The sequence below is a fragment of the Neorhizobium sp. 05N33 genome, assembly GCF_056397445.1.
Genome location: NZ_JBFTNK010000002.1, coordinates 72,445 through 98,126 on the forward strand (window position 1 = coordinate 72,445; position 25,682 = coordinate 98,126).

Sequence of the window (25,682 nt, forward strand, 5' to 3'; positions counted from 1 at the left end):
GGTCGGGATATCTCTGCCAGACTGGCGGACGAGGCGGCTGCGCGTCGCCGGGGCTCCAGCTGCGATCACGGTCCCAGCGTGGGGCTCCGTCACGATCCCAGCGCGGCGGCGGGGGCGGAGGCGGCGGAAGACGCGATTCGCGTCTCCAGTCGTAGCGGTCCCAGCGGTCGCGATCGCGGTAGAAGTCGCGGTTGCGATAGTAGCGGCCCCAATAGTTGCCGACGTCGAACGTGACCATCGGAATGCCGAGGCCCTCGTAATAGTCGGGGGCGACATAGACGCGGTTGGAACGATAGGTCGCCTGCACGTAGTTGCCCGACACCCAGCCGCGTCCGCCGACGAAGGCGACGTCGCACCAGTTGACGCTGCTCATGCAGCCGTAGATCGTTACCGCCGCACCGGCCGGAATGACGTCGACGGCCGGGTAGCCGGTGCTTGGCCCTGACCGCATGTTGACATCGGCGGTGGCAACCCCGCGCACGGCCGCATCCGCAATCGACGGCGCCGCGAACAGGGCGCAAAGTGCCGCAACGGACATCAGTATTTTCTTCACGGGCTTCCTCCTGAGAAACCAAATGGCGTTCGAACCGGGCTGACATCTGCCGGAGGGATTTCGCCGACAGATCAATGTTCGAGACAGCCGCATTGTTCCAGCAAGCCGCTGAATGGCGCATGAATACGCCGTTTGGCAGGCGTTAACCTCTGGCCGGCCCGGTCGATTGCCGCTCGGCGATGTAACAGGCGAGCTCCACCCGCCGCGCCGGGTTTGCAAATCCCGTCATGCCGTCCCTCAAAAGATCGAGCGCCACGGCGCCGAGCTCGCGCATTGGTACATGCACCGTGGTCAGCGGCGGATTGAGGAAGGCGGCCTGCGGCAGGTCGTCCATGCCCATCACCGAAACGTCGCCCGGCACGGTATAACCCACCTGCTGCACGCCCATCATCGCGCCGACCGCGAGACTGTCGCCCGCCGTCAGCACGGCGGAAAAATCGAGCCCGTTTTTCCGCAGCCGGTCGCTCACCGCCTGGGCGGCAAGCTCGGGCAGCCAGTCGTCGACCGGCACGACGAGATCCGGGGGACACGGCAATCCGTGCTGCTGGAAGGCATCCTGCCAGCCCTCCCGGCGCCGGTCGATCGTCCGCCGCCCGGGACGCATCAGGAACAGGATGCGCTTGTGCCCGAGCCGGATCAGATAATCCGTCGCCAGATGCGCCGCCGAGCGATTGCAGGGCGTCACGCTCGACAGCCGCATCATCGGATCGTCGCCGTTGATCAGCACGACCGGCTTGGCGAAACTGCGGGTGGCGTCGAGCATGCCCTCGTCGTCGACGGTCAGGAACAACAGTCCCGCGACGTCCGGATCGACCCGCGCCTCCTCCAGCACCACCTTTTCCTCCGACTGATCGGCGACGGCGCGGGTGACGATGTCGAGCCCGAGAGCCTGGGCGCGGTCCCGCAACCCTTCCAGCACATAGAGCGTGAACTGGTTGCGCACATAGTCGATCATCGCCGCGCTCGAAGCTGCCAGGATCACCTTCTTGCCGGCGACCGGCGTCGGCATCGCGTAATTGGCGTCCTTCGCCGCTTCCATGATCCGCTGGCGGATATCCGCGCGCACCCCCTTCTCGCCGGCCAGCGCCCGCGAGACGGTGCTGAGCGACACGCCCACTTTTTCCGCAATATCCTCCAGCCGCACCCGTCGGCTTTTTTTGCCGCGCTTGCCCGGCACGATCGTCGTCGCCATCACATCCTCCCATCACAGATGCGCACACTGCAAAAAATTTTCAGATTGCGCAATCAATTTTCAAATGTTTTCATGAGGGCATCGCTCGGGAGAAGCGGAGTGAAATGCTGCGCGGCAAGAGCTGCAGCAAAGGGAGGAATTGAGACATGGGCCTTTCAGCCCGGGATATCCGTGAAAAGCTTGATCGCCTCGTGGCCGGCATAACCGGGCTTCGCGACGACGGTCGTTTCCACGAACCCAATCTCGACGGGACCGCCGGCGACTATATCTCTTTCGAAAGCTGGGAATGGCCGCAGGGCGTCGGTCTTTACGGCCTGATCCGTCTCTGGCTGTTCACCGGCCGCGACGACCTGAAGGCGCTGATCGAGAACTGGTATGCGTCCCGCATCGAAGCGGGTCTTCCGACGCTCAACGTCAACACCACGGCACCGATGCTCGGCCTGTCCGTCCTCTGGCGCGAAACCCGCGACCCGCGCTGGCAGCCGGTTCTCGACGCCTGGGCAGACCGCGTCATGAGCGAGATGGGCCGCACCGAGGAAGGCGCCTTCGAACATCACGTCTCCGACAAGGTCAATGACGACGAACTCTGGGACGACACACTTTATATGGTCGCCCTGTTCCTCGCCTCCTATGGCGAGGCAAGCGGCCGCCGCGAACTGGTCGACGAGGCGTCGAAGCAGTTCCTCGTCCATTCCCGTTACCTTGCCGATACCAAGACCGGCCTCTGGTTCCACGGCTGGACGTTCCAGGGCCGCCATAATTTTGCGGAAGCCCGCTGGGCGCGCGGCAATGCCTGGATCACCGCCGGCATGCTCGACCTCTTCGACCTCGCCGAGGTTTCGAAGCCGGTAAAGGATTTCCTGCTCGGCGTGCTGACGGCGCAGGTCAACGCGCTGCTGCCGCTGCAGGCGGCCTCCGGTGCCTGGCGCACCCTGCTCGACGATCCGTCGTCCTACGAGGAAATTTCGGCGACCGCGGGTTTCGGCTACGGCCTGCTCAAGGGTTACCGCCTTGGCCTCGGCACCCATGAATGGCGCGTGGCCGGCCTCAAGGCCGTGGAAGCCGTGCTCGCCAATATCGACGAAACCGGCACCGTGCTCAACGTCTCCTATGGAACGCGCATGGGCCATGATCTGCAATTTTATCGGGATATCCCGATCCAGCCGACCGGCTACGGACAGGCGCTTTCGATCCTCTGCCTTTCCGAAGCCATCCGGCATGTGGAACCGGGAAACGAGGCGGCATGACGATGAAGGTTCTCTACGGGGCCGGCCCCAACGACATCAAGACCTACGACACCGCGCGCCTGCGCGCCGAATTCCTGATGGAAGACCTGTTCCAGACGAACAAGGTCAGCTTCACCTATACCCATGTCGACCGGCTGATCCTTGGCGGCGCGGTTCCGACCTCGTCCACCCTGAGCTTCGGTTCGGGCGAAGAGATCGGCACGCCCTTCCTGCTGTCGGCCCGTGAAATGGGCATCGCCAATCTCGGCGGCACCGGCGTCGTTTCGGTCGACGGCAAGAGTTTCACCCTGGAAAACCGCGACGTGCTTTATGTCGGCCGTGGCGCTCAGGAGATCTCCGTCGCCAGCGCCTCGGCCGAAAAGCCGGCCCGGTTCTACATGAACTCCGTTCCTGCAGGCGCCGACATTCCGCACCGCCTGATCAAGCGGGCGGAATCGAAGATGCTGACGTTTGGCGATCCCAAACGCGCCAATCTGCGGAACCTGCGCATGTACATCCATCCGGAAGTCACGCCGTCCTGCCTGCTTCTGCTGGGCATTACCGATCTGGCCGAGGGCAGCGTCTGGAACACCATGCCGCCGCATCTGCACGAGCGCCGCATGGAAGCCTATTGCTATTTCGACCTGCCGGAAGAGGAACGAGTCATCCACCTGATGGGCCGCCCGGAAGAGACGCGCCACCTCGTGGTCAAGAACCTCGATGCGGTGCTTTCGCCCGCCTGGTCGATCCATATGGGTGCCGGCACCGGGCCTTATGCCTTCGTCTGGGGCATGACCGGCGAGAACCAGGAATATAACGACGTGGCCCCCGTGGCCCTCAGCGAACTTAGATAAGTGCGGAACCGATGATGAATCCCGAAGCAAACTGGATGCGGAAAACCTTGAAGCCGGGCGAAGCCGTCCGGTACTGGCAGCTCGGCCGCATCACCGAGGAACGGTTCGACGTGCCCGACGCCCCGATGAAGGGCGAGATGGACCCGTTCTTCTTCCTGACCAAGGTCAAGAACTTCATTCCGCACGAATATCCCTGCCGCACCATCTTTGCCGAGACCTATCGCGGCAAGCGCCCGGATGTCCGCGGCGCCTTCGACGCCACGCGCTGGTGGCTGCCTTTCGGTTCGCCGCGGCTCGATCTTTCCGGCTTCTGGTTCCGCCCGACCCGGCTCGCCAGCTGGACCCGCACCTATATCGACGCGGAAACCGCCGGCACGGCAAAGATCCGCCTCGGCACCTGCGGCGGCGCCGTCATCTGGGTCAACGGCACGGAAGCCGGCTGGATGGCGCCCTATAGCCGCAATCTCGAAGCCAAGCAGGAATTCGAGCTGCCGCTGGTCGCCGGCCTCAACGAGATCACGCTGTTCTTCGACGACCTCGCCGAACGTGACGCCCGTTATTTCTACCAGTTCGACTATCTCTCCGGCCCGGCTGCCAGCGTCGCCCTGCCCGTTCCGGTCGCAAGCGCCGTCGCCGCAAGCCTCGAACAGGCCCTGGACACCATGTATTTCGACCGCCAGCATTATTTCGGTGGCGATATCACCCTGCTTCTTTCCGAGCCCCTGCCGGTCGAGGTGAAGGTCAATGTCGCGGTCGAAGGCGACTTCATGTCGCGCGAGCGTTTCGATTTCGACTTTACCCTTCCCGCCGGCGCCACCAGCCTCAATGTCGGCCCGTCCGAAAAGGCGCCCGCCGATTTCCGCCATTTCCGCATCACGCTGAACGCCGATGGCTTTGTCGTCTCCCGTTCGCTCGGCGTCGAGATCTGCCATGCCGAAAGCCAGGGCCAGGCTCCTGCATCGCTGAGCGATCGCATCGCCGAGACCCTGACGCAGATTTCGGAGAATTCCGAACGCGACACCGTGCGTGCCTTCGCCCGTCTCGCAAGCGGCCGCTCCGGCCCCGATACGGATGCGATGATCGAGGAAATCCTGCCCTCGATCGAAGACTGCCACGACTGCGCCGATTTCTCGCTGGTGCCGCTCATCTGGTCGCGCACCGTCTGGGGCAAGGATATCAACGAAAAGACCCGTGCCCGCATCGACGGCGCCATCCTCAACTACCGTTACTGGATGGATGAGCCGGGCAACGACGTGCAGTGGTATTTCTCCGAAAACCACGCGCTGCTCTTCCACACGTCAGCCTATCTCGGCGGCAGTCTCCTCCCAGACGCCACCTTCGCCCGCTCCGGCCGCAAAGGTTCGGAGCAGGCGAAGGTCGGCGCTGCCCGCGTCCGCGCCTGGCTCGACCATTTCGAACATTGGGAAATGGCCGAGTTCAACTCCGCCCCCTACTTCCCGATCGACCTCAAGGGCCTGACCGCGCTGGCTGCCTTGTCGCCCGACAAGGATATCGCCGACCGCGCCAAGGCCGGCATCGTCCGCCTCTGCGAAATCATCGCCCGCTCGGCCCATCACGGCATGGTCACCGCGGCGCAAGGCCGCTCCTACGAGCACACGCTCTGCGCCGGCCGCTCGCTGGAACTCTCCGGCGTCGCCCGCCTGCTCTGGGGCAAGGGCTGGTATGGCCGCCGCGTCCACTGCCTGCCGCAGATGGCCGTCTGCCTGCGCGACCACGGTCTCGAAATCCCGGCCGAGTTTGCCGCGATTGCCGACCACCGCGGCAGCCAGCACCAGGAATGGCGTTTCGCCCAGGGCGAGAACTCGTTTGCGGCGCTCTATCACTACAAGGGCGAGCATTTCGCCATGGGCTCGACGGTGCATTACCGCTGGGACGAATGGGGTTATCAGGAAACCATCCTGCACCTGCGTCTCGGCGACAAGCCGGAAGCTGCGATCTGGATCAACCATCCGGGCGAAACCATCCAGTTCGGCTACGGCCGCCCGTCCTATTGGGGCGGCTGCGGTACCATCCCGCGTGCCCAGCAGTATCGCGGCCTCGCCGTCCTCGAATTCACCACCTACGAGGAACAACCGGATTTCACCCATGCCTGGTTCCCGAAGGCCGAGTTCGACGAAACCCATGTTTCCGGCGGCGTGGCGCTTGCCCGCTCCGGCAAGGGTGCCGTCATGCTGCGCGCGCCCTCGAAGCTGGAGGCCGTGACCGACGGTCCGTCGGCAGGGGCTGAACTGCGCCAGTACGGCCAGAAGACCCGCTGGATCGTCCGCGTCTGCGAGGCGGACAATCTCACCGCCGTCGAGTACCGCTTCAGCGGTCTCGCCCCGAGACAGGAATCCGACGGCACCGTCGTTGTCGAGGACCCGGAATATGGTACCGTCCGCTTCAGGAAGGACGGCTCCGTGGAGGCCGAAGGCCGCGTGATCGCGCGGGCGGATTACACCGTAAAGGGCGAAGCGACGATGCTGCGCCCCGCATGATATAAAAGGATTTTCAGGTTAAGGCGCACAGATGTGCGCCTTAAGGAAACCGGACGGGAGGAGGCCCCGTCCATTCAGAGGAGGAAATGAGCATGAAAACCAAATCGCTTCTGGCGGGCGCAGCGCTCGCCCTTCTCATGTCGACGGCAGCACATGCCGGCGACGTGCGGATCATGTGGTATTCGGACGGCGTCGAAGGCGACGTCATGAAGGACCTCGTCGGCCGTTTCATGAAGGAAAACCCGGGCATCAACGTCATTCTCGACAACGTTGCCTACAGCGTCATCAAGGACCAGCTGCCGGTGCAGCTCGAAGCCGGCAACGGCCCGGATATCGCCCGCGTCACCGCGATCAAGGACCTTTCCAGGCATTGGCTCGACCTGCGCCCGCTGGTCAAGGACGCCAAGTACTGGGACGATAATTTCGGCGCCCAGGCCGATTGGATGCGTCCGGACGGTTCCAAGCAGATCTCCGGCTTCATGACGCAGATCACCCTGACCGGCGGTTTTGCCAACAAGACCCTGTTCGACCAGGCCGGCGTTCCGATGCCGGGCCCGAAGGCCACCTGGGAAGAATGGGCCGCAGCTTCAAAGAAGGTCAAGGATAGCCAGAAGCTTCCGTTCGCCATGGCGATCGACCGCTCCGGCCACCGCCTCACCGCTCCGCTGCTGTCCTACGGCGCCAACTATGTCGGCCCGGACGGCAAGCCGGCCCCGCTCGACAAGGGCGCCAAGGATTTCCTGACCAAGTTCGTCGGTTGGGTCGCCGAAGGTTCGTTTGCGAAGGACGTCTGGGTCTCCGCCGGCGGCTCGACCTACCGCGCCGCGGCCGAGGACTTCATCAACGGCCAGCTCGCCTTCTATTATTCCGGTTCCTGGCAGGTGGCCAACCTCGCCACCAAGATCGGCAACAGCTTCGACTGGGTCGCCACCGGCAGCCCCTGCGGCCCGGCAGCCTGCACCGGCATGCCCGGCGGCGCGGCGCTCGTCGCTGTGAAATACACGAAGAACCCGAAGGACGTCGCAGCCGTCATGGACTGGTTCGCCCAGGAGAAGATCGTCAAAGAATTCTCCGAGCGCACCCTGTTCCTGCCCGGCCACAAGGGCGTCGTCGACAAGGGCGGCCTCGACTTCAAGACCGACAACGCCTTCGCCAAGGCGGCCCTGACCAAGTATGTCGAGGCATCCAAGACCACCTCCGACACAGCCCTGAAGCTGCCCGGCTGGCGCTGGTCCGACACGGTCTATGCCGCGATCGTCACCCGCGTCGGTCAGACCCTTGCCGGCGAACTGAAGCTCGACGACGCCTTTACGCGCATCGACGCCGATATCGCCCAGAAGGTCAAGGACAGCGGCCTTTGATGACAGCATTGGGGTGAGCCCCTCACCCCGCCTCCGCTCCGCTCGGCGCACCCTCTCCCCGCAAGCGGGGCGAGGGGGATCGGCAACGGCGCGGCATATCCCTTCTCCCCGCCAGCGGGGAGAAGGTGCCGGCAGGCGGATGAGGGGCGAGCCTCGCCATCCGGACAAGAAGACAAGGAGGGATGGAATACGAACATGAGCACGACGTCTCTCACCGAACGCCTCGGCAGCCTCCTCATGGCGCCCGTGCATCTCTTGATGCGCATCATCGACATACCGCTGCGCGCCGTCCAGAAAGCGACCGGCATCGGCGGCATGGCGACCGTTTTCCTCGCCCCGAACATGCTGATCTTCGGCATTTTCGTGCTCCTGCCCCTCGTCATCAACTTCGTCTACTCGATGACCGGCGGCACCGCCTTCTTCCTTTCCGAGCGCAACTTCGTCGGCGCCGACCAGTATCAGCGCCTCTTCACCTGTACGAACTACCTCGACCCGATGTCCTGCCAGGAGGATGCCTTCTGGGCCGCCGTCGGCAACACGTTCTGGTTCGTCATCCTGCAGGTGGCGCTGATGATCTGCGTGTCGCTGATCACGGCGCTGACCCTCAACCGCGATCTCGCCGCCCGCTCCTTCTGGCGCGCCGTATTCTTCTTCCCGGTCCTCCTGTCGCCGGTCGTCGTCGGGCTGATCTGGAAGTGGATCCTGCAGCGCCAGGGCCTCTTGAATTTCGGCCTCTACCAGTTCGGCATCGAGCCCTATACCTGGCTCACCGACCGCAACTGGACCTTCATCGCCACGATCGGCGTATCGATCTGGGCGCATATGGGCCTCTACACGCTGATCCTGCTCGCCGGTCTGCAGGCGATCCCGAAGGATCTCTATGAAGCCGCCGAAATGGACGGCACCAAGCCGGCGCGCGTCTTCCGGCGCATCACGCTGCCGCTTCTCGCCCCGAACCTTCTGGTCGTCGTCGTCCTGGCGCTGATCAAGGCCGTGCAGATCTTCGACGAGGTCTACGTCCTGACCGGCGGCGGTCCCGGCACCAGCACGCTCTATCTGACCCAGTATATCTACGAGACCGGCTTTGCCTCGGCGCTCCGCAATCCGGGCCTTGCCGCTGCCGCCTCGATCCTGATGGGCCTGGTGCTCGTCGTCCTGACACTGATCCAGCTCGGCATAGGCCAGCGTGGCGAAAAGAAGGGGAAACGCTGATGGGTGTAGCCTCCCGCTTCATTCTGCGCCGCCGCGGCGGCAAGAGCTGGCACTGGACGGATATTGTCACCTGGGTCTGGCTGATCGGCGGACTGATCATCATGTTCGGCCCGGCCGTCTGGCTCACCTTCTCATCGTTCAAGACGCCGGCGGCACTTGCCGAATTCCCGCCGTCGATCCTGCCCTATATCACCAGCCAGGCGACGGTGCAGGGCTACGACAAGCCGCTGCAGCTCTTCGACGCCAAGATGCCGGACGGTTCGACCAGGGTGCTGGCCGAAGTGCGCCGTATCGGTCTGGTCGCCCAGATGGTCGATCCGAAGGCGCCCGGAGAAATCGTCCGCGTCAATATCGGCGACCGCACGCCGGTCCGCTCGGTCTCGTTCGCCACGGAAAACTACACGACGCCCTTCACCCAGTTCGATTTCCTGCGCTACCTGTGGAACTCGGTCTTCGTCACGGTGACCGCGACGCTGATCACCCTGATCGTCAATTCCATGGCCGCTTTCGCGCTGTCGAAATATGAGTTCAAGGGCCGCAGCCTGGCGATGCTGATCATCCTTGCGACGCTGATGGTACCGCTTTCGGTGATCATGGTGCCGCTCTATTCGATCATCTCGTCGCTCGGGCTGTTCAATAGTCTCTGGGGCGTGATCCTGCCGACGGTCGCGACACCGACCGGCGTGTTCATCCTGCGCCAGTACATGCTGACCATCCCGGACGAACTGATCGACGCGGCGCGCATGGACAAGGCGTCGGAATGGCAGATCTACTGGCGCATCGTCCTGCCGCTGACGGCACCGGCGCTTGCGGTGCTGGCGATCTTCTCGGTGGTCTGGCGCTGGAACGACTTCCTGTGGCCGCTGATCGTCCTGTCACGGCGCGAACTCTACACCCTCCAGGTGGGCTTGAGCATCTATTCCGGCGAATTGAACGTCCAGTGGCACTTCATCCTGGCGATGACGGTCGTGACCATGATCCCCGTCGTGCTGGTCTTCATCTTCCTGCAGCGTTTCATCACCACCGGCATTGCCGGCACCGGCCTGAAGTAAGGATCCCCGATGGGCGAGATCACACTCACCAAAATCAAGAAATCCTTCGGCGCGGTCGACGTCCTGAAGGACATCGACCTCGACATCAAGGACGGCGAGTTCATCGTTTTCGTCGGCCCATCCGGCTGCGGAAAATCGACCTTGCTGCGTACCATCGCCGGCCTTGAAAAGGTCACCGGCGGCGAGATCGAGATCGACGGCAAGCGCGTCAACGAAGTGTCCGCCGCCGACCGCGGCCTTGCCATGGTCTTCCAATCCTATGCGCTCTATCCGCATATGAGCGTGCGCCAGAACCTCGCCTTCGGCCTCGAAAACTCCAACATGCCGAAGGCGGAGGTCGCCGAGCGCATCACCGAAGCCGCCCGCATGCTAGAGATCGAGCCCTATCTGGAACGCCGGCCCGGCCAGCTTTCCGGCGGCCAGCGCCAGCGCGTCGCGATCGGCCGCGCCATCGTGCGCCGCCCGACCGCGTTCCTGCTCGACGAGCCCCTGTCGAACCTCGACGCCGAGTTGCGCGTCTCGACGCGCGCCGAACTCGCGGCCCTGCATGCCCGCCTCGGTTCGACGATGATCTACGTCACCCACGACCAGGTGGAGGCGATGACGCTTGCCCACCGCATCGTCGTCATGCGCGCCGGCAAGATCGAACAGGTCGGCACGCCGCTCGACCTCTACAACACGCCCGCCAACCGCTTCGTCGCCGGTTTCATCGGCGCGCCGCACATGAATTTCCTGGCCGGCGAAGTCACCGAGCTGCAGACCGGCACCGCAACGCTTACGACATCCGGCGGCCACCGCCTTCTCGTGCCGTTCTCGGGCCATTCGCTTTCCGTCGGCGACAAGCTGACGATCGGCATCCGCCCGCAGCACATCACGCTTGCCGGCGATCCCGGCAGTCTCACGGTCAAGGTGCGTCTCGTCGAGGCGCTCGGCTCCGAGACGGTCATCCATGCGGATCTGAACGGCGAAAAGCTGCTCGCGGTGGTTTCCGGCCAGAAGCCGATTTCGCCGGGCGACGAAGCTTATTTCTCCGTCGCCGGCGCCCCGCTGCACCTGTTCGACAGGAATGGGTTGAGGGTGAAGGGGACGTGAACCGCGCCTTGCGGCGGTTCATTAGGATAAGCTGATAACCCGATGATAAGAAGTTGAGCGCTAATATGCCCCTGGGGCAAAGCGTCATCATTGGGAAAGATCATGGGCGAGTATCAGAACAGAGCTGTCGCACTGGTAACGGCAAGCGCGGGTGAAAATTTCAGCTTCGACCGGGAGCAACGCAGCCAGGCCTGTCTCGTGGCCGCGATAGAACTTTTTTACGTTCTTGGCGGTTCTGCCGAAGGGCTTGCAACTGCCGCGGCCACTGCTGCCGCCAGGCCTGCCCCCGCCATCGATACCGCAATTGGCGAGCTGATGAAGGAGATTGCCGCGATCGGCGCCATGAAGGATCTCGACATCATGCAGGCAGCGTACAATACGCTCGACCGGCAGATGCGAGCGATCAAGGTAGATCGAGCAAGACGCAGCCTCTACGACCGCTTTTGACCTGCGCGTCTCCCTCTAGAGATAGCCGCTGAAAAAGGCCAACGTTGCCCGCCGCATCTCCGCCGTCTCGCGGTGACCGACGCCCGCTTGCGGCAGAAACACCAGCGCCCCGAGCGCCTGCGCTCTCAAATAGGCGGCCTCCGTCTCGGCAAAGGCGCGTTCCACCGCGTCAGGCGGTGTCAGCGGATCGTCCCAGCCGACGCAGATCAGCTGCGGCCGCGGCGCCACCAGCCCGGCAATTTCGCCGATAGAGGTCTCGTTGAGCAGCCCCGGCACGGTCAGGTAATGACCGTGCAGATCATGGGCGCCGATTTTGACCAGCGTCGCGAAATCCGCATAACAACACAGATGCGCCGTCGCCTTCACCCTCGGATCGATCGCCGCCAGGAAATAGGCGAGCGTCGCCCCCATCGACAGCCCCGAGATGCCGATCCTTTGCGGATCGACCTCCGGGCGGCCGACGAGCCAGGTCAGCGCCGCCGCTTGTTCGGACAGCATCTGTCCGAACAATGTTTTGCCGTGCCAGAGCGCCGCCTTGGTCGCGGCATCCTCCGTCACCCCGGCCCGCTCGCCAAACGTCGGCATGTCGATGCAAAGCGCCACATAACCTTCGCGCGCCAGAACCGGCCCCGGGGCGTCGAGTAGAGCCGGCCGGCCGTCGACCAGTTCCGATGCGCCGATATCCCAGCGAGCGCCGTGTGCATGGGCATAGAGGATCGCCGGGCCGCGGGTGAGGAAGCCTTCGCTCGGCCGGGTCAGGAAGCCACGCACCTCGGTGCCGTCGTTCAACCGAAACCGCAACCTTTCGAGAATATAGCCGTCGCGGTTTTCCGCGGAACTGTCCGCCAGCGTCAGGGAGACCTCTTCGAAGGCAAGCAGTTCCTTCAATCGCTCAACCGTGATCGCCATCTTGCCCTCCTCCCGGTGCGCCACCCCTCCCCTCCAGAGAGGATAACCGCGATCTGTGCCTGCCAGATCTTCAAAGGCATAGACGAAATCTCATCCCCTCGCATCCCCGCCTTATGGTCTCATGCCTACAATCTGCCCGTCCCGTTTCGGCTACACCGGCCCGCATAACCGGCGAGATGGGACCGGTGCCTTGGTGATCCGCCGTCATGCAGGCGGGTTGCCAGGGGCTGCGCAGAAAATGGTCCTCCTCTCGCCTTCTGGCGGGGCGTGCGTGTGTCGCACACAATCCGGTATGGCTCCGCAAGGAGGTCCATACCGCCGCAGAGGGACCGGAGTTGTGCGGAAAAATACACCGAACGGGACACGTCGCGTGTCATTATTAAAATTTCAATTCGAGGCACACGACGTGTCCCGGCCGATCCTCGGGTTTAACCCGAGGATGAAACGCAAAAGCACCAAGGGATGAGTACGCCTTGAGATTGGGCAAGGAAGAACATGGATAAGCCAGATCTTAGCGATTACGAAAAGCTTCGCGCCGAACAGCACGAGGAATTATGTCGCGCCACGGCGTCGATCGGCTTTCTGGGCAACGGCTTCTGCCATTTGCGGGCCTGCGGCCGCCGGCGTGTCTGCAGCGGCCCGATGCTGCCATCGGCGCATCAGATCTGGAAAGTCCGTGCCCAGCAGGAAATCGGCCTGAGCGGCAAGGCCTGCGCCGACCTTCCGCTTTGCATCGCCAATCGCGAACCGCAACATTATGAACTCTTCAAACAGACCTTGCAGAAGCTTCAGCAGATAGCGATCGATGAACCAGATCTCGACGTGCTCCGCGCCTGCATCTTGGTTGCGGCAAGGCGGCGCGCCAAGAAACATCTCTTGACTTCTCATCCGCTGCATCCGACTTCAACAGCGAAACAAGGAGTAGAGCCATGACCGAAGCCGCCCGCACGACGATCGACCAGAGCGAAGTCGACCGGTTTTCCGCGATGGCCGCCGAGTGGTGGGACCCGACCGGCAAGTTCAAGCCCCTCCACAAGTTCAACCCCGTGCGGCTCGCCTATCTCCGCGACCGCATCTGTGAAAACTTCGGCCGCGACGGCAAGAGCCACCTTCCGCTTTCCGGCCTGCGCATCCTCGATATCGGCTGCGGCGGCGGCCTGCTCTCCGAGCCGATCGCCCGCATGGGCGCAACCGTGGTCGGCGCCGACCCGTCGGAAAAGAATATCGGCATCGCCTCTACCCATGCCGCCGAGACCGGCACCTCGGTCGACTACCGCGCCGTCACCGCCGAACAACTCGCCGAAGCCGGCGAGACATTCGACGTCGTGCTGAACATGGAAGTGGTCGAGCATGTCGCGGACGTCAATTTCTTCATGACGACCTGCGCCAACATGGTCCGCCCCGGCGGCCTGATGTTCGTCGCTACCATCAACCGCACCTTCAAGGCCGGCGCGCTGGCGATCTTCGCTGCCGAAAACATCCTGCGCTGGCTGCCCCGCGGCACCCATCAATACGAAAAGCTGGTCCGCCCGGAAGAACTCGAAAGGCCGATCTCCTCAGCCGGCATGGACATCATCCACCGCACCGGCGTCTTCTTCAACCCGCTGCAGGACCGCTGGAACCTGTCGCCGGACATGGACGTCAACTACATGATGCTGGCCAAGCGGCCGGCGTGATGGAAATTCGTGGCGTCTGTGGTACCATGTCGGAGTAGAAGGAGCTGCATATGCCGCAAGTAACCGTAAAGCTTGACGCAGTCCTGGATAGCCACATCCAAGATGCTATCGAACGAGGTGAAACCAAGTCACGCGATCGATATATCGAGGACGCGCTCCGTGATCGCTATCTCCGCGACCTCCAAAGACAGAAGCTACATGAGTCTCTTGATCGGGCGATAGCTGACGCCGATGCGGGTCGCGTCACCCCGCTCGAGGAGGCCTTTGACCGCATCTTGAGCGACCTCGAAAAGTAGGGAAAGCCCGTGAAAGTCGTCATCACGGACGAAGCGCTTTCGGACATTTCCTCAATCACAAAATTTATCAGAAAAGATAATCCTCCGCGCGCGATCTCATTCGTACTGGAATTAAGGGAAGCCTGCCGCCAGCTTGGAAATTCACCAAGCGCCTTTGCGGCTCTGTCGGACTATCCGGAAAGCGGTATCCGGCGACGCCCTTATGGCAACTATGTAATTCTCTACAGGATTACGGATACGACTGTCGAAATCCTCCATATCTTCCACGGCGCCCAGGACTACGAAAGCATCCTCTTTCCCGACGATTGATCATCCCCGCCCTCTCCCACTCGGCTAAACTCTTGCCGAAAGCACATGCGCAAGCAGATCCGTCTGCTTTTCCGCATTGCGCGCGGAAAGTTCGCGTACTCGGGCTCGGTCGATGACGATCCTTTCGCCATCCGGTCCATAGGGTTCTTTGAAATGGAAACCTTTCACGCTCGGCCCATGGTCGTGGAGATGCTCGAACCGATCCACCGCCTCGGCCCAGTCCGGCCTGCCTTCGGTCCACCAGAGCACCAGCGCCGGCCATCGCCGCTCGACGTTCCAGTCGCGTGCATGCTTCAGTGCATCGGCATGCACGCCGTTATAGGTGAAGGCCATCAGGGACTCGAGATCGGCCCACAGGGACAGCGTCGAAGGCGCGGTCGCAAAGCCGCTGCCCTCGATGAAACGCGGAAAGACTTGTTGCCCCCAGCTTCGGGGACCTGGCTCGCCGGTATAACCGGACCGGCCAAGAAAACCTTCCGCCAGTTCGGCGGCTTGGAAATTAGCCGGCTCGCGAAAACGAAACCCTGCGACCTCGGGGCTTTCATAGTGAGCGACGAACAGGCCGAAATTATAGACCGCCAGCCGCTTCGCCGCCCCGTTCATTCAGTTCGCGTCTTCGGGAATGACCGGCAGAGGCGCGATCTCGATGCCCTCGTCGAGGAGGTCGCGCACCTCGCCGAGGCTCGCCTGGCCGATGATGCCGCGGGCATCGGCCTCGCCGTAGTGGATCTTGCGGGCTTCCTCGGGAAACTTCTCGCCGACGTCCTCGGCATTGGCCTTGATCGCCGCCACCGCTTCCTTGAGCTTGGCGATCGCCTCGCGGCGTGCCAGGTCCATCACCATCGCCTGCTTCTCTTCTTGCCTGCGGGCGGTCGAAACGGAGGGCGCCATCAGCGTCTTGGAGATTGCGGCGGAATTGCAGACCGGACAAGTCAGGAAGCCGCTCGCGACCTGCCGGTCGAAATCGGCGCTTTCCGAAAACCAGCCTTCGAACGCGTGGGCATTGTCGCAGGAGAGGGAATACTTGATCAAGCGGCCACCTCTCCCGCCGCGTCGGGAACCGCATCGAGCGAGAACTCGCGGGCGTTCTTGAGGTTGGGGATCTTTCCCCGGGCCGCGGCAACGGCGGCAATATCGATGTCGGCGAGCACGACGCCTTCGCCGGTGCCGCCGGCAGACGCCAGCACCTTGCCCCAGGGATCGACGATCATCGAGTGGCCAAATGTCTCGCGGCCGTCTTCATGCACGCCACCTTGTGCGGCGGCGATCACGAAGGCGCCGTTCTCGATCGCCCGGGCACGCAGCAGGATTTCCCAATGGGCCTCGCCGGTCTGGCGGGTGAAGGCGGCCGGCACGGTCAGGATCTCGGCGCCGGCCAAGGCTTCGGTGCGGAAAAGCTGCGGGAAGCGCACGTCGTAGCAGATCGCGAAACCGAGCTTGGCGAACGGCAGGCCGGCGACCCGCGCTTCGCTTCCCGGCTCATAGGCCGAGCTTTCGCGCCAGCTCTCGCCATTGTCCAGATCGACATCGAACATATGGATCTTGTCATAGGTGCAGATCTGGCGGCCACTCGGCGCAAACAGGAAGGCGCGGTTGGCGATCTTGCCGCCGTCGACGGCGATCGCCGTCGAGCCGATATGCAGGTGAATGCCGAGTTCGCTCGCCAAGCTGCCGGCGGTCGAAACAATGATATCGCCCGCCTCGTCGCGCAGCACCGCGCGCATGGCCTTGCGGTCCCGCTGCAGGAAACCGGTCATCTCCGGGGTCTGGATATAGGTCGCCCCGTGCGCCGCCGCTTCACGCACCAGCCGCGCCATGTCGGCGGCGTTCTTTTCCGGATCGACGCCGGAGCACATCTGGATGGCGGCAGCTTTGAAAGCCATGGAAGAAACCTCTCAGTTCGCCAGAATCGGGTCCAGCTTGCCGGCCCGGTCGAGTGCGTGCAGATCGTCGCAGCCGCCGACATGTGTGCCGTCGATGAAGATCTGCGGGAAGGTCGAGCGGCCGTTCGCCTTGCCAATCATTTCCTGGCGCAGTTCCTGCGAATAGGTGGCGTCATGCTCGGTATAGGCGACGCCCTTTGTATCCAGCAAAGCTTTTGCGCGCGCGCAGTAACCGCAATATTCGCGGGTATAGATAGTGACCTCTGCCATGATCGTCTCCGGGCGCGACCAGGCGGGGAAAAGGCCGCGCGCAATAGTGTTTTCTTCTGTCATATAGGCCCGCCGACAGCCATTGCAAAGGTCAAAACAGTGACCTCCGCAGCGCCGGCTTTCCGCAAGGCACGTGTGGCCGAAGAAACCGTCGCGCCAGTGGTGTAGACGTCGTCGACCAGCACCAGCCGCTTGCCGAAGACGCGGTCCTCATGGCGCGGCGCGACCGCAAAGGCCGCCCGCACATTGTCCTCGCGGGCCCTTGCCGTAAGCCCGACCTGCCGGTTGGTGCGTTTGACGCGAATGAGGGTAGACGGCAGGAACGGCCGGCCGGATTTCTGCGACAGATGCCGGGCGAGCTCCGCCGCCTGGTTGAACTTGCGCGAGGCGAACCGCGACCGATGCAGCGGCACCGGCAGGATGGCGTCACAGTTTTCCACGTAACCATCGGAGGCGCGCAGCATCCAGCCGGCCATCATCCCCGCAAGGTCGGTGCGGTCGCGGTATTTCAGCGAATGGACGAGGTCGCGGGCGGCGCCCTCGAAGATTGCCGCCGAGCGCAAACGGTCGAAGACGGGTGGTTCCGCAATCGCCTGCGCCGACAGAATGCCTGGCCCCGGATCATAGGAGAACGGCAGGCCGAGCTTTTCGCAATAGGGCCGTTCGATGAAACGGATTTCCCGCCAGCAGGAGGGGCAGAAGCCCTGATGCGCGCCGGTCCGCACCCCGCAGCCGGGACAGATCGGCGGATAAACGAAATCGCCGATCCATCTCGTCCACCCCGCGGCGAACGATGTTAAAAGTCGCAGGGCATTGACGTTCGGCTCGGCGGACATGACTTGACAATAGCGGATGGAACGCGCCTTTGCGACGGCAGAATACGAGTGGACGACCATGGAAATTCTCTTCGACGAACAGCTGGTGAGTGCCCGCCGCAGACGGGCGATAACCACTCAGGACAACAACGCCGCCTTTCTTCTGGATATCGCCGGCCGCGAGCTTGCAGACCGGTTGGCGGTCGTCGAGCGCCGCTTCGAGACGGCGGTCGAACTCCATGGCGGAACCGGCATCGCCGCCCGCGAAGCGCTTGCCACCGGCAAGATTGGCACCATCCGCCGGATCGAAACCGACGAGACCTTTGCAAAGCCCGGAGATGCCTTCACGGCCGCTCCATTGGAGGACGTGCCGCTCGAACCGGATTCCGTCAACCTGGTCCTGTCGCCACTGTCGCTGCATCTGGTCAATGATACGCCCGGCACGCTGATCCGCATTCGCCGGGCACTGAAGCCGGACGGGCTTTTCCTGGCCGCGATCCCAGGCTCAGGCACGCTGCAGGAAATGCGGGACGTCCTTCTGTCCGCCGAGGCCGAACTGACCGGCGGGGCAAGCCCGCGCGTCATTCCGTTTGCCGATGTGCGCGATGTCGGTGCTCTGCTGCAGCGGGCCGGTTTCTCGCTGCCGGTCGTCGATGCCGAAACCTACACGGTACGCTACGACTCGCTGTTCCCGCTGATGCGGGATCTGCGGGCCATGGGCATGACCAATCCGCTCGCGGGACGCAGTCGCGTGCCGGTGACGAGGCGTTTCTTCGTGAGAGCTGCAGAACTTTATGCCGAGCGCTATTCCGATCCGGACGGCCGCATCCGCGCGACATTCTCGATCATCTACGCATCCGGCTGGGCACCGCACGAAAGCCAGCAAAAACCGTTGAAGCCGGGCTCCGCCAAGATGCGGCTTGCCGACGCCCTCAACAGTCGCGACCCGCGCTGAACGGCCCCCCGACCCAAATTCAGGGAACAGGGTCGTCAATGCTGTTAGAGATGGTTTTGAACGTATTCGTCAATGCGTCGGTAAAGGTCGTGAACCCGGCGATCATCGACAGCGAGATGATCCCGATGATGAGGCCGTATTCCACGGCCGTCGCGCCGCTGTTATTATTCAGAAGGAACCTGAAAAGGCGCATGAACTGACCTTTGGATCAAATGGGAGTCCGGCCTCAAAGTCCCGGCGTCAGCAGTCGCTGCCGACGCCATAACCCTGTACGATGCAGACCGAACCGGGCGTTTCCTGCAATACGCTGCGCCGGATCGTATAATGTCTTGCGCCCTTTTCGCCGGGCTTGATGGAGCCCGTGCTGATCAGGTCGAAATCTTCCTGGACATGCGCCAGACGGCGCTCGTCATTGCGGCTGGCGAGCATCGGCGTCACGATCAGCGAAAGAGCGATCGCGGCCGTCCCGAACAGGAGTGCGATATTCAGCGCGCCGGTTTTGCCGGAGCCATGCGTCGTCCGCTGACGGACCCGCACAGTTTTCCAGAATTCCTCGTCCATGCCTTCTAAAGCCTCATCAACGCGTTACCGGATAAGCCTTGAAGGTGCCACAATCGGCTAAACGATCCCTTAACGCCGTATGAATTCGGCGGCTCTAATTTTATCGATCAGAGGAGATCCTGCAGGATCGGGATCAACGGCTCGTCAGCCGGCGGCATCGGGTAGTCCCGCAGCGCGTTCGGCCGCACCCATTTGATCGCCTGCCCTTCCCGCCCCGTCGGAATGCCTTCGAAGCGACGGCAGATGTAGAGCGGCATCAGCAGGTGGAAGGTCTCGTAGGTGTGGCTGGCGAAGGTGAGCGGCGCAAGGCAGGGGATCTTGGTCTGGATGCCGAGCTCTTCCTCGAGCTCGCGCACCAGCGTCTCCTCCGGTGTTTCACCCGGCTCGACCTTGCCGCCCGGAAACTCCCAGAGGCCGGCCAGCGACTTGCCTTCCGGCCGCTGCGCCAGAAGGATGCGGCCGTCCGTATCGATCAGCGCGCAGGCGGCGACGAGCAGGATCTTGCGGGGGGTGTCGCTCATGCCCGGCTTTCCTGCCGCCAATAGCGGTATTCGTAGGCCTTGCGGAAGCCGAACTTGCGATAGAGCGCCAGCGCCGGTTCGTTGGTCGAGACCACCTGCAGCCAGGCCGACCGTGCACCGCTGATGCGGGCCCAGCGCAGCGCCGAGGAGAGGATTTCGGTGCCGAGCCCCTCACGCCGATGCACCTTGGCGACGGCAAAAGAGATGATGCCGGCCAGGTCGTTGTCCTGGACGCAGAGCGCCACGGCCGCGGCGCCTTCCTGCGGGTTCTCCTTGATGAAGAAGCCGGAAGTCGGCTTGATCGAACTCAGGATCTCGGCAAGCGCCGGCTTCAGCGCCGGATCTTCGTTATCGATCGCCAGGCTCGCGTCGCAGAACCGGCCGATATCGTGGCTCGGCAGGTGATCGAGCGTGTCCGGCAGTTCCAGTTCGGTGAGGTTGACGGTCAGGACGTCGACGGTCTCGAACGCCCGCCAGCCGGCGGCATTGAGGTGGTCGATGAGTTTCGGTGGAGCAAGCGGCGTCTCCCTGACGACCAGCTGCCGGCCATAGTCCTCGAACCGCTTGCGCGCCTTCTCGAGCCGCATCGCCATGTCGCGGTGATCGGACGGGTCGAGCGGCACGATGCAGTTCAAGCGCTTGGAAGGATGACCGCCGGTCAGCCGCACCTGCCAGCTGCCGTCATAAATGACGGACGCCGCCGGCCAGGCTCGAAAGCCGACGGCTTCGAGCCGCCGGACCAATGGCAGATCGTTCTGAGGAGATGATGCTTCGTTCAATTCCTGTCAGCTCCGGTAGTCGCCGTTGATGGCAACATATTCCTTGGTGAGGTCGCAGGTCCAGACGGTCGCACGGCCGCTGCCGAGACCGATATCGACCTTCACCGGAATGTCCTGTTCCTTCATGACGGCGGTGGTCGCTGCTTCGGAATAGGCCGGATCGCGCTCGCCGTCGACGGCGACGCGCACGTCGCCGAACCAGATCGCCAGCCGGTCGCGGTCGGCCATTTCGCCCGACTTGCCGACGGCCATGACGATACGGCCCCAATTGGCGTCTTCGCCGGCGATCGCGGTCTTGACCAGCGGCGAGTTGGCGATCGACAGCGCGATCACCTTTGCCGCGGCATCGCTTTCGGCGCCGGTGACGGTGATCTCGACCATCTTGCGCGCACCTTCGCCGTCGCGGACGACCTGCAGGGCCAGATCCTTGAGCAGATCATTGAGCGCGGCGCGGAAGCTTGCGAGACGCGGATCGTCGGCGGTCTCGACACGGACCTGGCCATCTTCGGCGGCGGCACCGGTGGCAAACAGCATCAGCGTGTCGGAGGTCGAGGTATCGCTGTCGACTGTGACCGAGTTGAAGCTCGGGCCGACGCCGGCGGACAGCAGGCTCTGCAGCGCCGGCGACGCGATGTCGGCATCGGTCGCCACGAAGGACAGCATGGTCGCCATGTCGGGGGCGATCATGCCGGCGCCCTTGGAGATGCCGTTGATCGTCACCTTGACGCCGCCGATCTCGGCGGTGCGGGTCGCGACCTTCGGATAGGTGTCGGTGGTCATGATCGCCTTGGCAGCTTCGAGCCAGAAGTCGCCGGTGGCGCCGCTGTTCATGTCGCCGAGCACGCCTGCGAATTTCGTTGCGTCGAGCGGTTCGCCGATCACGCCGGTCGAAGCGAGATAGACCTCGTTCTTGCCGCAGCCGACCGCCTCGGAGGCCGACTTGGCGGTGAGTTCAGTCGCAGCCTTGCCCCTGACGCCGGTAAAGGCGTTGGCATTGCCGGAATTGACGACCACGGCGCGCGCCACCCCGTGCGACAGATTGGCGCGGCAGAAATCGACCGGTGCCGAGGGGCACTTGGAGCGGGTGAAGACGCCGGCGACGGTCGCGGGCTTGTCGAACACCATCAGCAGCACGTCGGTGCGGTTCTTGTACTTGATCCCGGCGGCGGCAGTCGCCATCCGCACGCCGCGGATCGCCGGCATGTCGGGATAGGATTTCGGAGCGAGCGGCGAAACGGAATCGGACATCGGATAATTACCTGGCTCAAATAGGAAAAGGGCCCGGAAGATCCGGGCCCGTCGTCAAATGATTACTGCTGGACCGGGACGTCGCCGTCCTGCATCTTGCTGACGTCTTCATATCCCTTCTTGAGGGCCGCATCCTTGATGTCGATCTTCTGCTCGCTCTTGGCCTTGGTGATCAGAGCCACATACTTGTCGCGCATCACCAGCTGCTTGACCTGGTCCTCGACCTGGTCGAAAGCCGGTGCCGGAGCATCGCGCGTGTCTTCCAGCTTGATGACGTGATAGCCGAACTGCGACTTGACCGGCGTCTTGGAATATTCGCCCTTCTTCAGCGCGAAAGCGACTTCCTCGAATTCCGGAACCATGCGGCCGCGGCCGAACCAGCCGAGATCGCCGCCCTCATCCTTGTTGGAATCCTGCGACTTTTCCTTGGCGATCGCGGCGAAATCCTTGCCCTTGTCGAGATCGGCGATGATCGCCTTGGCCTCGTCCTCTGTCTTTACGAGGATGTGGCGGGCATGCACCTCTTCCTGCTTCGGCAGGGAAGCGATTTCCTTGTCGTAACGGGCCTTGACCTCCGCCGGGGTGGTGGCGTCGATCACATGCTTGCGGAAATAGGCGTTATGCAGCTCGCGGTCGGCGATATAATCCATCCGCTTCTTGAAGTCCGGGGTGTCCTTGATGCCTTCGGCGAGAGCGCCCTTGGCGAGCAGCTTGACGTCGATGGCGCCGGAAAGGGCTGCGACCTTCTTCTGTTCGTCCGGAAGCTGGGCGAGCTGCGGATCCAGGTTCTGGACCGCAATCTCCAGTTCCGACTGGTGAATTTCGAGGTCGCCGACCTTGGCAACGACCGGATCCTCCGCCGCAAAGGCGGGAGCCTGGCAGAGGATCGCGGCGGCCAGCGCGGCCGTCATGAGAAACTTGTGGCGCAACATCGATAAAGACCTTTCGATTAAGGATACCGGTTTCAGAACGTCTGATTCCGGCCAGAAAACCTTCACAAACACCGGATTGTGGCCATTCTGTATCGGCCGCCACCGTTGACATCATTCGACCCCCCTCTTATCTGTCACGCAACTTCGCGTCCAGCAGAGTTTCCGGGCGTGACAGGTCATTTTATCGGTATCAGAAACCGATGGTTCGACCGGTCCCGCGCCCCCATGGGACAGATTTCAGAAAGGACCATTCGTATGGTCAGCCTTGGCGGCATCGCCCGCAAATTGTTCGGTTCGGCAAACGATCGTCGCGTGCGCGGCTACCAGCCGACTGTCGACGCCATCAATGCTATCGAGGAGAAGACCAAGGCTCTCTCCGACGAACAGCTTGCGGCCCAGACGGTCGAGTTCAGGAAACTGCTCTCCGAGGGCAAGACGCTCGACGACATCCTGGTTCCGGCCTTTGCGGTCGTGCGCGAGGCTTCCCGCCGGGTGCTCGGCATGCGCCCGTTCGACGTGCAGCTGACCGGTGGCATGATCCTTCACGACGGCGCGATTGCCGAGATGAAGACCGGCGAAGGCAAGACGCTGGTGGCGACGCTGGCAGTCTACCTGAACGCGCTTGCCGGCAAGGGCGTCCATGTGGTCACCGTCAACGACTACCTCGCCCAGCGTGACGCCCATACGATGGGCAAGCTCTACGGCTTCCTGGGCTTGACCACGGGCGTCATCGTCCATGGCCTCAGCGACGAAGAGCGCCACGCCAATTATGCCTGCGACATCACCTACGCCACCAATAACGAACTGGGCTTCGATTATCTGCGCGATAACATGAAGTACGAGCGTAGCCAGATGGTCCAGCGCGGCCACAATTACGCGATCGTCGACGAAGTGGACTCGATCCTGGTCGACGAGGCGCGCACGCCGCTGATCATCTCCGGCCCGCTCGACGACCGTTCGGAACTCTACAACACGATCGACGCCTTCATCCCCGCACTGACGCCTGATGACTACGAGATCGACGAAAAGCAGCGCTCCGCCAACTTCTCCGAGGTCGGCACCGAAAAGCTCGAGAACCTGCTGCGTCAGGCGGGCCTGCTGAAGGGCGAATCCCTCTACGACGTCGAGAACGTCGCAATCGTCCACCACATCAACAACGCGCTGAAGGCCCACAAGCTCTTCACCCGCGACAAGGACTATATCGTCCGCAACGACGAGATCGTCATCATCGACGAATTCACGGGCCGCATGATGCCCGGCCGCCGTTATTCGGAAGGCCAGCACCAGGCGCTCGAAGCCAAGGAAAAGGTGCAGATTCAGCCGGAGAACCAGACGCTCTCCTCGATCACCTTCCAGAACTATTTCCGCATGTACGGAAAGCTCGCCGGCATGACCGGTACGGCGCAGACGGAAGCGGAAGAGTTCGGCAACATCTACAAGCTCGAAGTAGTCGAAGTGCCGACCAACCTGCCGATCCAGCGTATCGACGAGGACGACGAGGTCTACCGGACCTTCGACGAAAAGTTCAAGGCGATCATCGAAGAGATCAAACAGGCCCATGAACGCGGCCAGCCGGTCCTGGTCGGCACCACCTCGATCGAAAAATCCGAACTGCTGGCGACCATGCTGCGCCAGTCGGGCTTCAACAATTTCCAGGTCCTGAACGCCCGTTACCACGAGCAGGAAGCCTATATCGTGTCGCAGGCCGGTGTGCCGGGCGCCGTCACGATCGCCACCAACATGGCCGGCCGCGGTACCGACATCCAGCTCGGCGGCAATATCGACATGCGCCTCGAACGCGAACTCGAAGGCATGGAGCCGGGTCCGGAGCGCGATGCGCTGGAAGCGGCAAGCCGCGAAGAGGTCAAACAGCTCAAGGAGAAGGCGCTTGCCGCCGGCGGCCTCTACGTGATCGCCACCGAGCGCCACGAAAGCCGCCGCATCGACAACCAGCTGCGCGGCCGCTCCGGCCGTCAGGGCGACCCGGGCCGTTCGAAATTCTACCTGTCCCTCCAGGACGACCTGATGCGCATCTTCGGTTCCGACCGGATGGACAGCATGCTGCAGAAGCTCGGCCTCAAGGAAGGCGAGGCGATCGTCCATCCGTGGATCAACAAGGCGCTCGAACGCGCCCAGAAGAAGGTCGAAGCCCGCAACTTCGACATCCGCAAGAACCTTCTGAAATACGACGACGTCACCAACGACCAGCGCAAGGTGATCTTCGAACAGCGCATCGAGATGATGGATTCGGAAGACGTATCCGAGACCGTCGAGGACATGCGCAGCGAGGTGATCGAGGTTCTGGTCGCCAAGCACATTCCCGAACGCGCCTATGCCGAACAGTGGAATGCCGCGGGCCTTCGCGAAGACGTCGGCCGGATGCTGAACCTCGACCTGCCGATCGAAGACTGGGTCAAGGAAGACGGCATCGGCGAGACCGACATCCGCGAACGGATCACCGAGGCTGCCGACAAGGCCGCGGCCGAGCGCAAGGAGCGCTTCGGCGCCGATATTATGACCTATGTGGAGCGCTCCGTGCTGCTCCAGACGCTCGACCACCTGTGGCGCGAGCATATCGTCAATCTCGACCACCTGCGCTCGGTCATCGGCTTCCGCGGCTACGCCCAGCGTGATCCGCTGCAGGAATACAAGGCGGAAGCCTTCGAGCTGTTCCAGGCGCTGCTTGCCAACCTGCGCGAGGCGGTCACCGCCCAGCTGATGCGCGTCGAGCTGGTGCAGAACCCCGAGCCGCCACAGCCGCCGGCGATCTATGACGAACAACATGTCGATCCGACGACCGGCCTCAACCAGGTCACCGGCTTCGACAGCGAGAACTTCATCGCCGCACCGGCAGACCGCCGTCCGGAAGATCCCTCCACCTGGGGCAAGATCGGCCGCAACGAGGCCTGCCCCTGCGGATCCGGCAAGAAATACAAGCATTGCCACGGTGCCTTCGAACAGGCCTGAAGCTTCTGCTAAAATCTTATCCCTTTAACGCCGCCCCTGCCGGGCGGCGTTGTCGTTTCCGCCGCGGGACCCGC

27 protein-coding genes and 1 pseudogene are annotated in these 25,682 nt (G+C 63.0%); 13 read left to right on the forward strand and 15 right to left on the reverse strand.

Annotated elements, in window-relative coordinates:
• Positions 1-22 precede the first annotated feature (22 nt).
• A pseudogene (locus AC1DLT_RS04595) lies at positions 23-538 on the reverse strand (SH3 domain-containing protein); the annotation flags it as partial.
• A 157-nt stretch (positions 539-695) separates the two neighbouring features.
• Positions 696-1,745, reverse strand: coding sequence for a LacI family DNA-binding transcriptional regulator (locus AC1DLT_RS04600; RefSeq protein WP_477486035.1), 1,050 nt, complete (start codon positions 1,743-1,745; stop codon positions 696-698).
• Positions 1,746-1,891: 146 nt separating this feature from the next.
• On the opposite strand from AC1DLT_RS04600, the gene bglB reads away from it, so the two are divergent.
• The 8 genes from bglB (at position 1,892) to AC1DLT_RS04640 (ending at position 11,487) form a co-directional block, all read left to right on the forward strand.
• Positions 1,892-2,992: a beta-galactosidase BglB gene (bglB, locus tag AC1DLT_RS04605; RefSeq protein WP_477486036.1), complete on the forward strand. Its 1,101-nt coding sequence runs from the start codon at positions 1,892-1,894 to the stop codon at positions 2,990-2,992.
• Positions 2,989-3,825 carry a 5-dehydro-4-deoxy-D-glucuronate isomerase gene (gene kduI, locus AC1DLT_RS04610; protein WP_477486037.1) on the forward strand — a complete coding sequence of 279 codons (837 nt, stop codon included), beginning with the start codon at positions 2,989-2,991 and terminating at the stop codon, positions 3,823-3,825. Before bglB ends, kduI begins: the two co-directional genes overlap by 4 nt.
• An 11-nt stretch (positions 3,826-3,836) precedes the next feature.
• Positions 3,837-6,323 (forward strand): hypothetical protein, encoded by a 2,487-nt coding sequence (locus AC1DLT_RS04615; RefSeq protein WP_477486038.1) that lies wholly within the window; start codon positions 3,837-3,839, stop codon positions 6,321-6,323.
• A gap of 92 nt (positions 6,324-6,415) precedes the next feature.
• Positions 6,416-7,684 (forward strand): ABC transporter substrate-binding protein, encoded by a 1,269-nt coding sequence (locus AC1DLT_RS04620; RefSeq protein ID WP_477486039.1) that lies wholly within the window; start codon positions 6,416-6,418, stop codon positions 7,682-7,684.
• A gap of 195 nt (positions 7,685-7,879) precedes the next feature.
• Positions 7,880-8,896, forward strand: a complete 1,017-nt coding sequence (locus AC1DLT_RS04625) for a carbohydrate ABC transporter permease (RefSeq protein ID WP_477486040.1) — start codon at positions 7,880-7,882, stop codon at positions 8,894-8,896.
• Complete coding sequence (locus AC1DLT_RS04630) at positions 8,896-9,948, forward strand: carbohydrate ABC transporter permease (protein WP_247038953.1); 1,053 nt, start codon at positions 8,896-8,898, stop codon at positions 9,946-9,948. Before AC1DLT_RS04625 ends, AC1DLT_RS04630 begins: the two co-directional genes overlap by 1 nt.
• Before the next feature lie 9 nt (positions 9,949-9,957).
• A complete protein-coding gene (locus tag AC1DLT_RS04635) occupies positions 9,958-11,040 on the forward strand; it encodes an ABC transporter ATP-binding protein (RefSeq protein ID WP_477486041.1) in 1,083 nt (360 codons plus the stop codon).
• Between the two features lie 102 nt (positions 11,041-11,142).
• Positions 11,143-11,487 carry a hypothetical protein gene (locus AC1DLT_RS04640; RefSeq protein ID WP_038540230.1) on the forward strand — a complete coding sequence of 115 codons (345 nt, stop codon included), beginning with the start codon at positions 11,143-11,145 and terminating at the stop codon, positions 11,485-11,487.
• 15 nt (positions 11,488-11,502) lie between these two features.
• Here AC1DLT_RS04640 and AC1DLT_RS04645 read toward each other — a convergent pair whose 3' ends face one another.
• Positions 11,503-12,396, reverse strand: a complete 894-nt coding sequence (locus AC1DLT_RS04645; protein ID WP_038548768.1) for an alpha/beta hydrolase family protein — start codon at positions 12,394-12,396, stop codon at positions 11,503-11,505.
• A gap of 552 nt (positions 12,397-12,948) precedes the next feature.
• Positions 12,949-13,284: a hypothetical protein gene (locus AC1DLT_RS04650; protein WP_477486042.1), complete on the reverse strand. Its 336-nt coding sequence runs from the start codon at positions 13,282-13,284 to the stop codon at positions 12,949-12,951.
• 41 nt (positions 13,285-13,325) lie between these two features.
• Here AC1DLT_RS04650 and ubiG point away from each other — a divergent pair, with 41 nt between their 5' ends.
• The 3 genes from ubiG to AC1DLT_RS04665 are packed head-to-tail and all read left to right on the forward strand — an operon-like array spanning position 13,326 to position 14,677.
• Positions 13,326-14,072, forward strand: coding sequence for a bifunctional 2-polyprenyl-6-hydroxyphenol methylase/3-demethylubiquinol 3-O-methyltransferase UbiG (gene ubiG, locus AC1DLT_RS04655; protein WP_038540224.1), 747 nt, complete (start codon positions 13,326-13,328; stop codon positions 14,070-14,072).
• A gap of 50 nt (positions 14,073-14,122) precedes the next feature.
• Positions 14,123-14,368, forward strand: a complete 246-nt coding sequence (locus AC1DLT_RS04660) for a hypothetical protein (RefSeq protein WP_105405215.1) — start codon at positions 14,123-14,125, stop codon at positions 14,366-14,368.
• 9 nt (positions 14,369-14,377) lie between these two features.
• Positions 14,378-14,677, forward strand: coding sequence for a type II toxin-antitoxin system RelE/ParE family toxin (locus AC1DLT_RS04665; protein ID WP_477486043.1), 300 nt, complete (start codon positions 14,378-14,380; stop codon positions 14,675-14,677).
• Positions 14,678-14,701: 24 nt separating this feature from the next.
• Here AC1DLT_RS04665 and AC1DLT_RS04670 read toward each other — a convergent pair whose 3' ends face one another.
• The 5 genes from AC1DLT_RS04670 to AC1DLT_RS04690 are packed head-to-tail and all read right to left on the reverse strand — an operon-like array spanning position 14,702 to position 17,666.
• Complete coding sequence (locus AC1DLT_RS04670) at positions 14,702-15,280, reverse strand: DUF3291 domain-containing protein (RefSeq protein ID WP_477486044.1); 579 nt, start codon at positions 15,278-15,280, stop codon at positions 14,702-14,704.
• Complete coding sequence (locus AC1DLT_RS04675; protein ID WP_038540215.1) at positions 15,281-15,709, reverse strand: DUF1178 family protein; 429 nt, start codon at positions 15,707-15,709, stop codon at positions 15,281-15,283.
• Positions 15,706-16,560, reverse strand: a complete 855-nt coding sequence (locus AC1DLT_RS04680; protein ID WP_477486045.1) for a carbon-nitrogen hydrolase family protein — start codon at positions 16,558-16,560, stop codon at positions 15,706-15,708. Before AC1DLT_RS04680 ends, AC1DLT_RS04675 begins: the two co-directional genes overlap by 4 nt.
• A gap of 12 nt (positions 16,561-16,572) precedes the next feature.
• Positions 16,573-16,830 carry a glutaredoxin 3 gene (gene grxC, locus AC1DLT_RS04685; protein ID WP_038548767.1) on the reverse strand — a complete coding sequence of 86 codons (258 nt, stop codon included), beginning with the start codon at positions 16,828-16,830 and terminating at the stop codon, positions 16,573-16,575.
• Positions 16,831-16,889: 59 nt separating this feature from the next.
• Complete coding sequence (locus AC1DLT_RS04690) at positions 16,890-17,666, reverse strand: ComF family protein (protein WP_038548765.1); 777 nt, start codon at positions 17,664-17,666, stop codon at positions 16,890-16,892.
• A gap of 58 nt (positions 17,667-17,724) precedes the next feature.
• Between AC1DLT_RS04690 and AC1DLT_RS04695 the strand changes: the two genes are divergently transcribed.
• Positions 17,725-18,600: a class I SAM-dependent methyltransferase gene (locus AC1DLT_RS04695; protein ID WP_477486046.1), complete on the forward strand. Its 876-nt coding sequence runs from the start codon at positions 17,725-17,727 to the stop codon at positions 18,598-18,600.
• Between the two features lie 19 nt (positions 18,601-18,619).
• Here the strand turns inward: AC1DLT_RS04695 and AC1DLT_RS04700 are convergent, their stop codons facing one another.
• The 6 genes from AC1DLT_RS04700 to AC1DLT_RS04725 form a co-directional block, all read right to left on the reverse strand.
• Positions 18,620-18,793, reverse strand: coding sequence for a Flp family type IVb pilin (locus tag AC1DLT_RS04700; protein WP_255761287.1), 174 nt, complete (start codon positions 18,791-18,793; stop codon positions 18,620-18,622).
• 47 nt (positions 18,794-18,840) lie between these two features.
• Positions 18,841-19,161, reverse strand: a complete 321-nt coding sequence (locus tag AC1DLT_RS04705) for a hypothetical protein (RefSeq protein WP_038540203.1) — start codon at positions 19,159-19,161, stop codon at positions 18,841-18,843.
• Between the two features lie 107 nt (positions 19,162-19,268).
• The gene (gene mutT, locus AC1DLT_RS04710; protein ID WP_477483818.1) at positions 19,269-19,682 is read right to left on the reverse strand and encodes an 8-oxo-dGTP diphosphatase MutT; all 414 of its coding nucleotides are present in this window, start codon (positions 19,680-19,682) and stop codon (positions 19,269-19,271) included.
• Positions 19,679-20,461: a GNAT family N-acetyltransferase gene (locus AC1DLT_RS04715; RefSeq protein WP_477486047.1), complete on the reverse strand. Its 783-nt coding sequence runs from the start codon at positions 20,459-20,461 to the stop codon at positions 19,679-19,681. The genes mutT and AC1DLT_RS04715 overlap by 4 nt, the downstream gene beginning before the upstream one ends.
• A 6-nt stretch (positions 20,462-20,467) precedes the next feature.
• Entirely contained in the window at positions 20,468-21,709 is a 1,242-nt protein-coding gene (argJ, locus tag AC1DLT_RS04720) for a bifunctional glutamate N-acetyltransferase/amino-acid acetyltransferase ArgJ (protein WP_038540195.1), read from the reverse strand.
• Positions 21,710-21,771: 62 nt separating this feature from the next.
• A complete protein-coding gene (locus tag AC1DLT_RS04725; protein WP_051899649.1) occupies positions 21,772-22,641 on the reverse strand; it encodes a peptidylprolyl isomerase in 870 nt (289 codons plus the stop codon).
• A 255-nt stretch (positions 22,642-22,896) separates the two neighbouring features.
• Here AC1DLT_RS04725 and secA point away from each other — a divergent pair, with 255 nt between their 5' ends.
• A complete protein-coding gene (gene secA / locus AC1DLT_RS04730) occupies positions 22,897-25,608 on the forward strand; it encodes a preprotein translocase subunit SecA (RefSeq protein ID WP_038540192.1) in 2,712 nt (903 codons plus the stop codon).
• Positions 25,609-25,682: the final 74 nt, after the last annotated feature.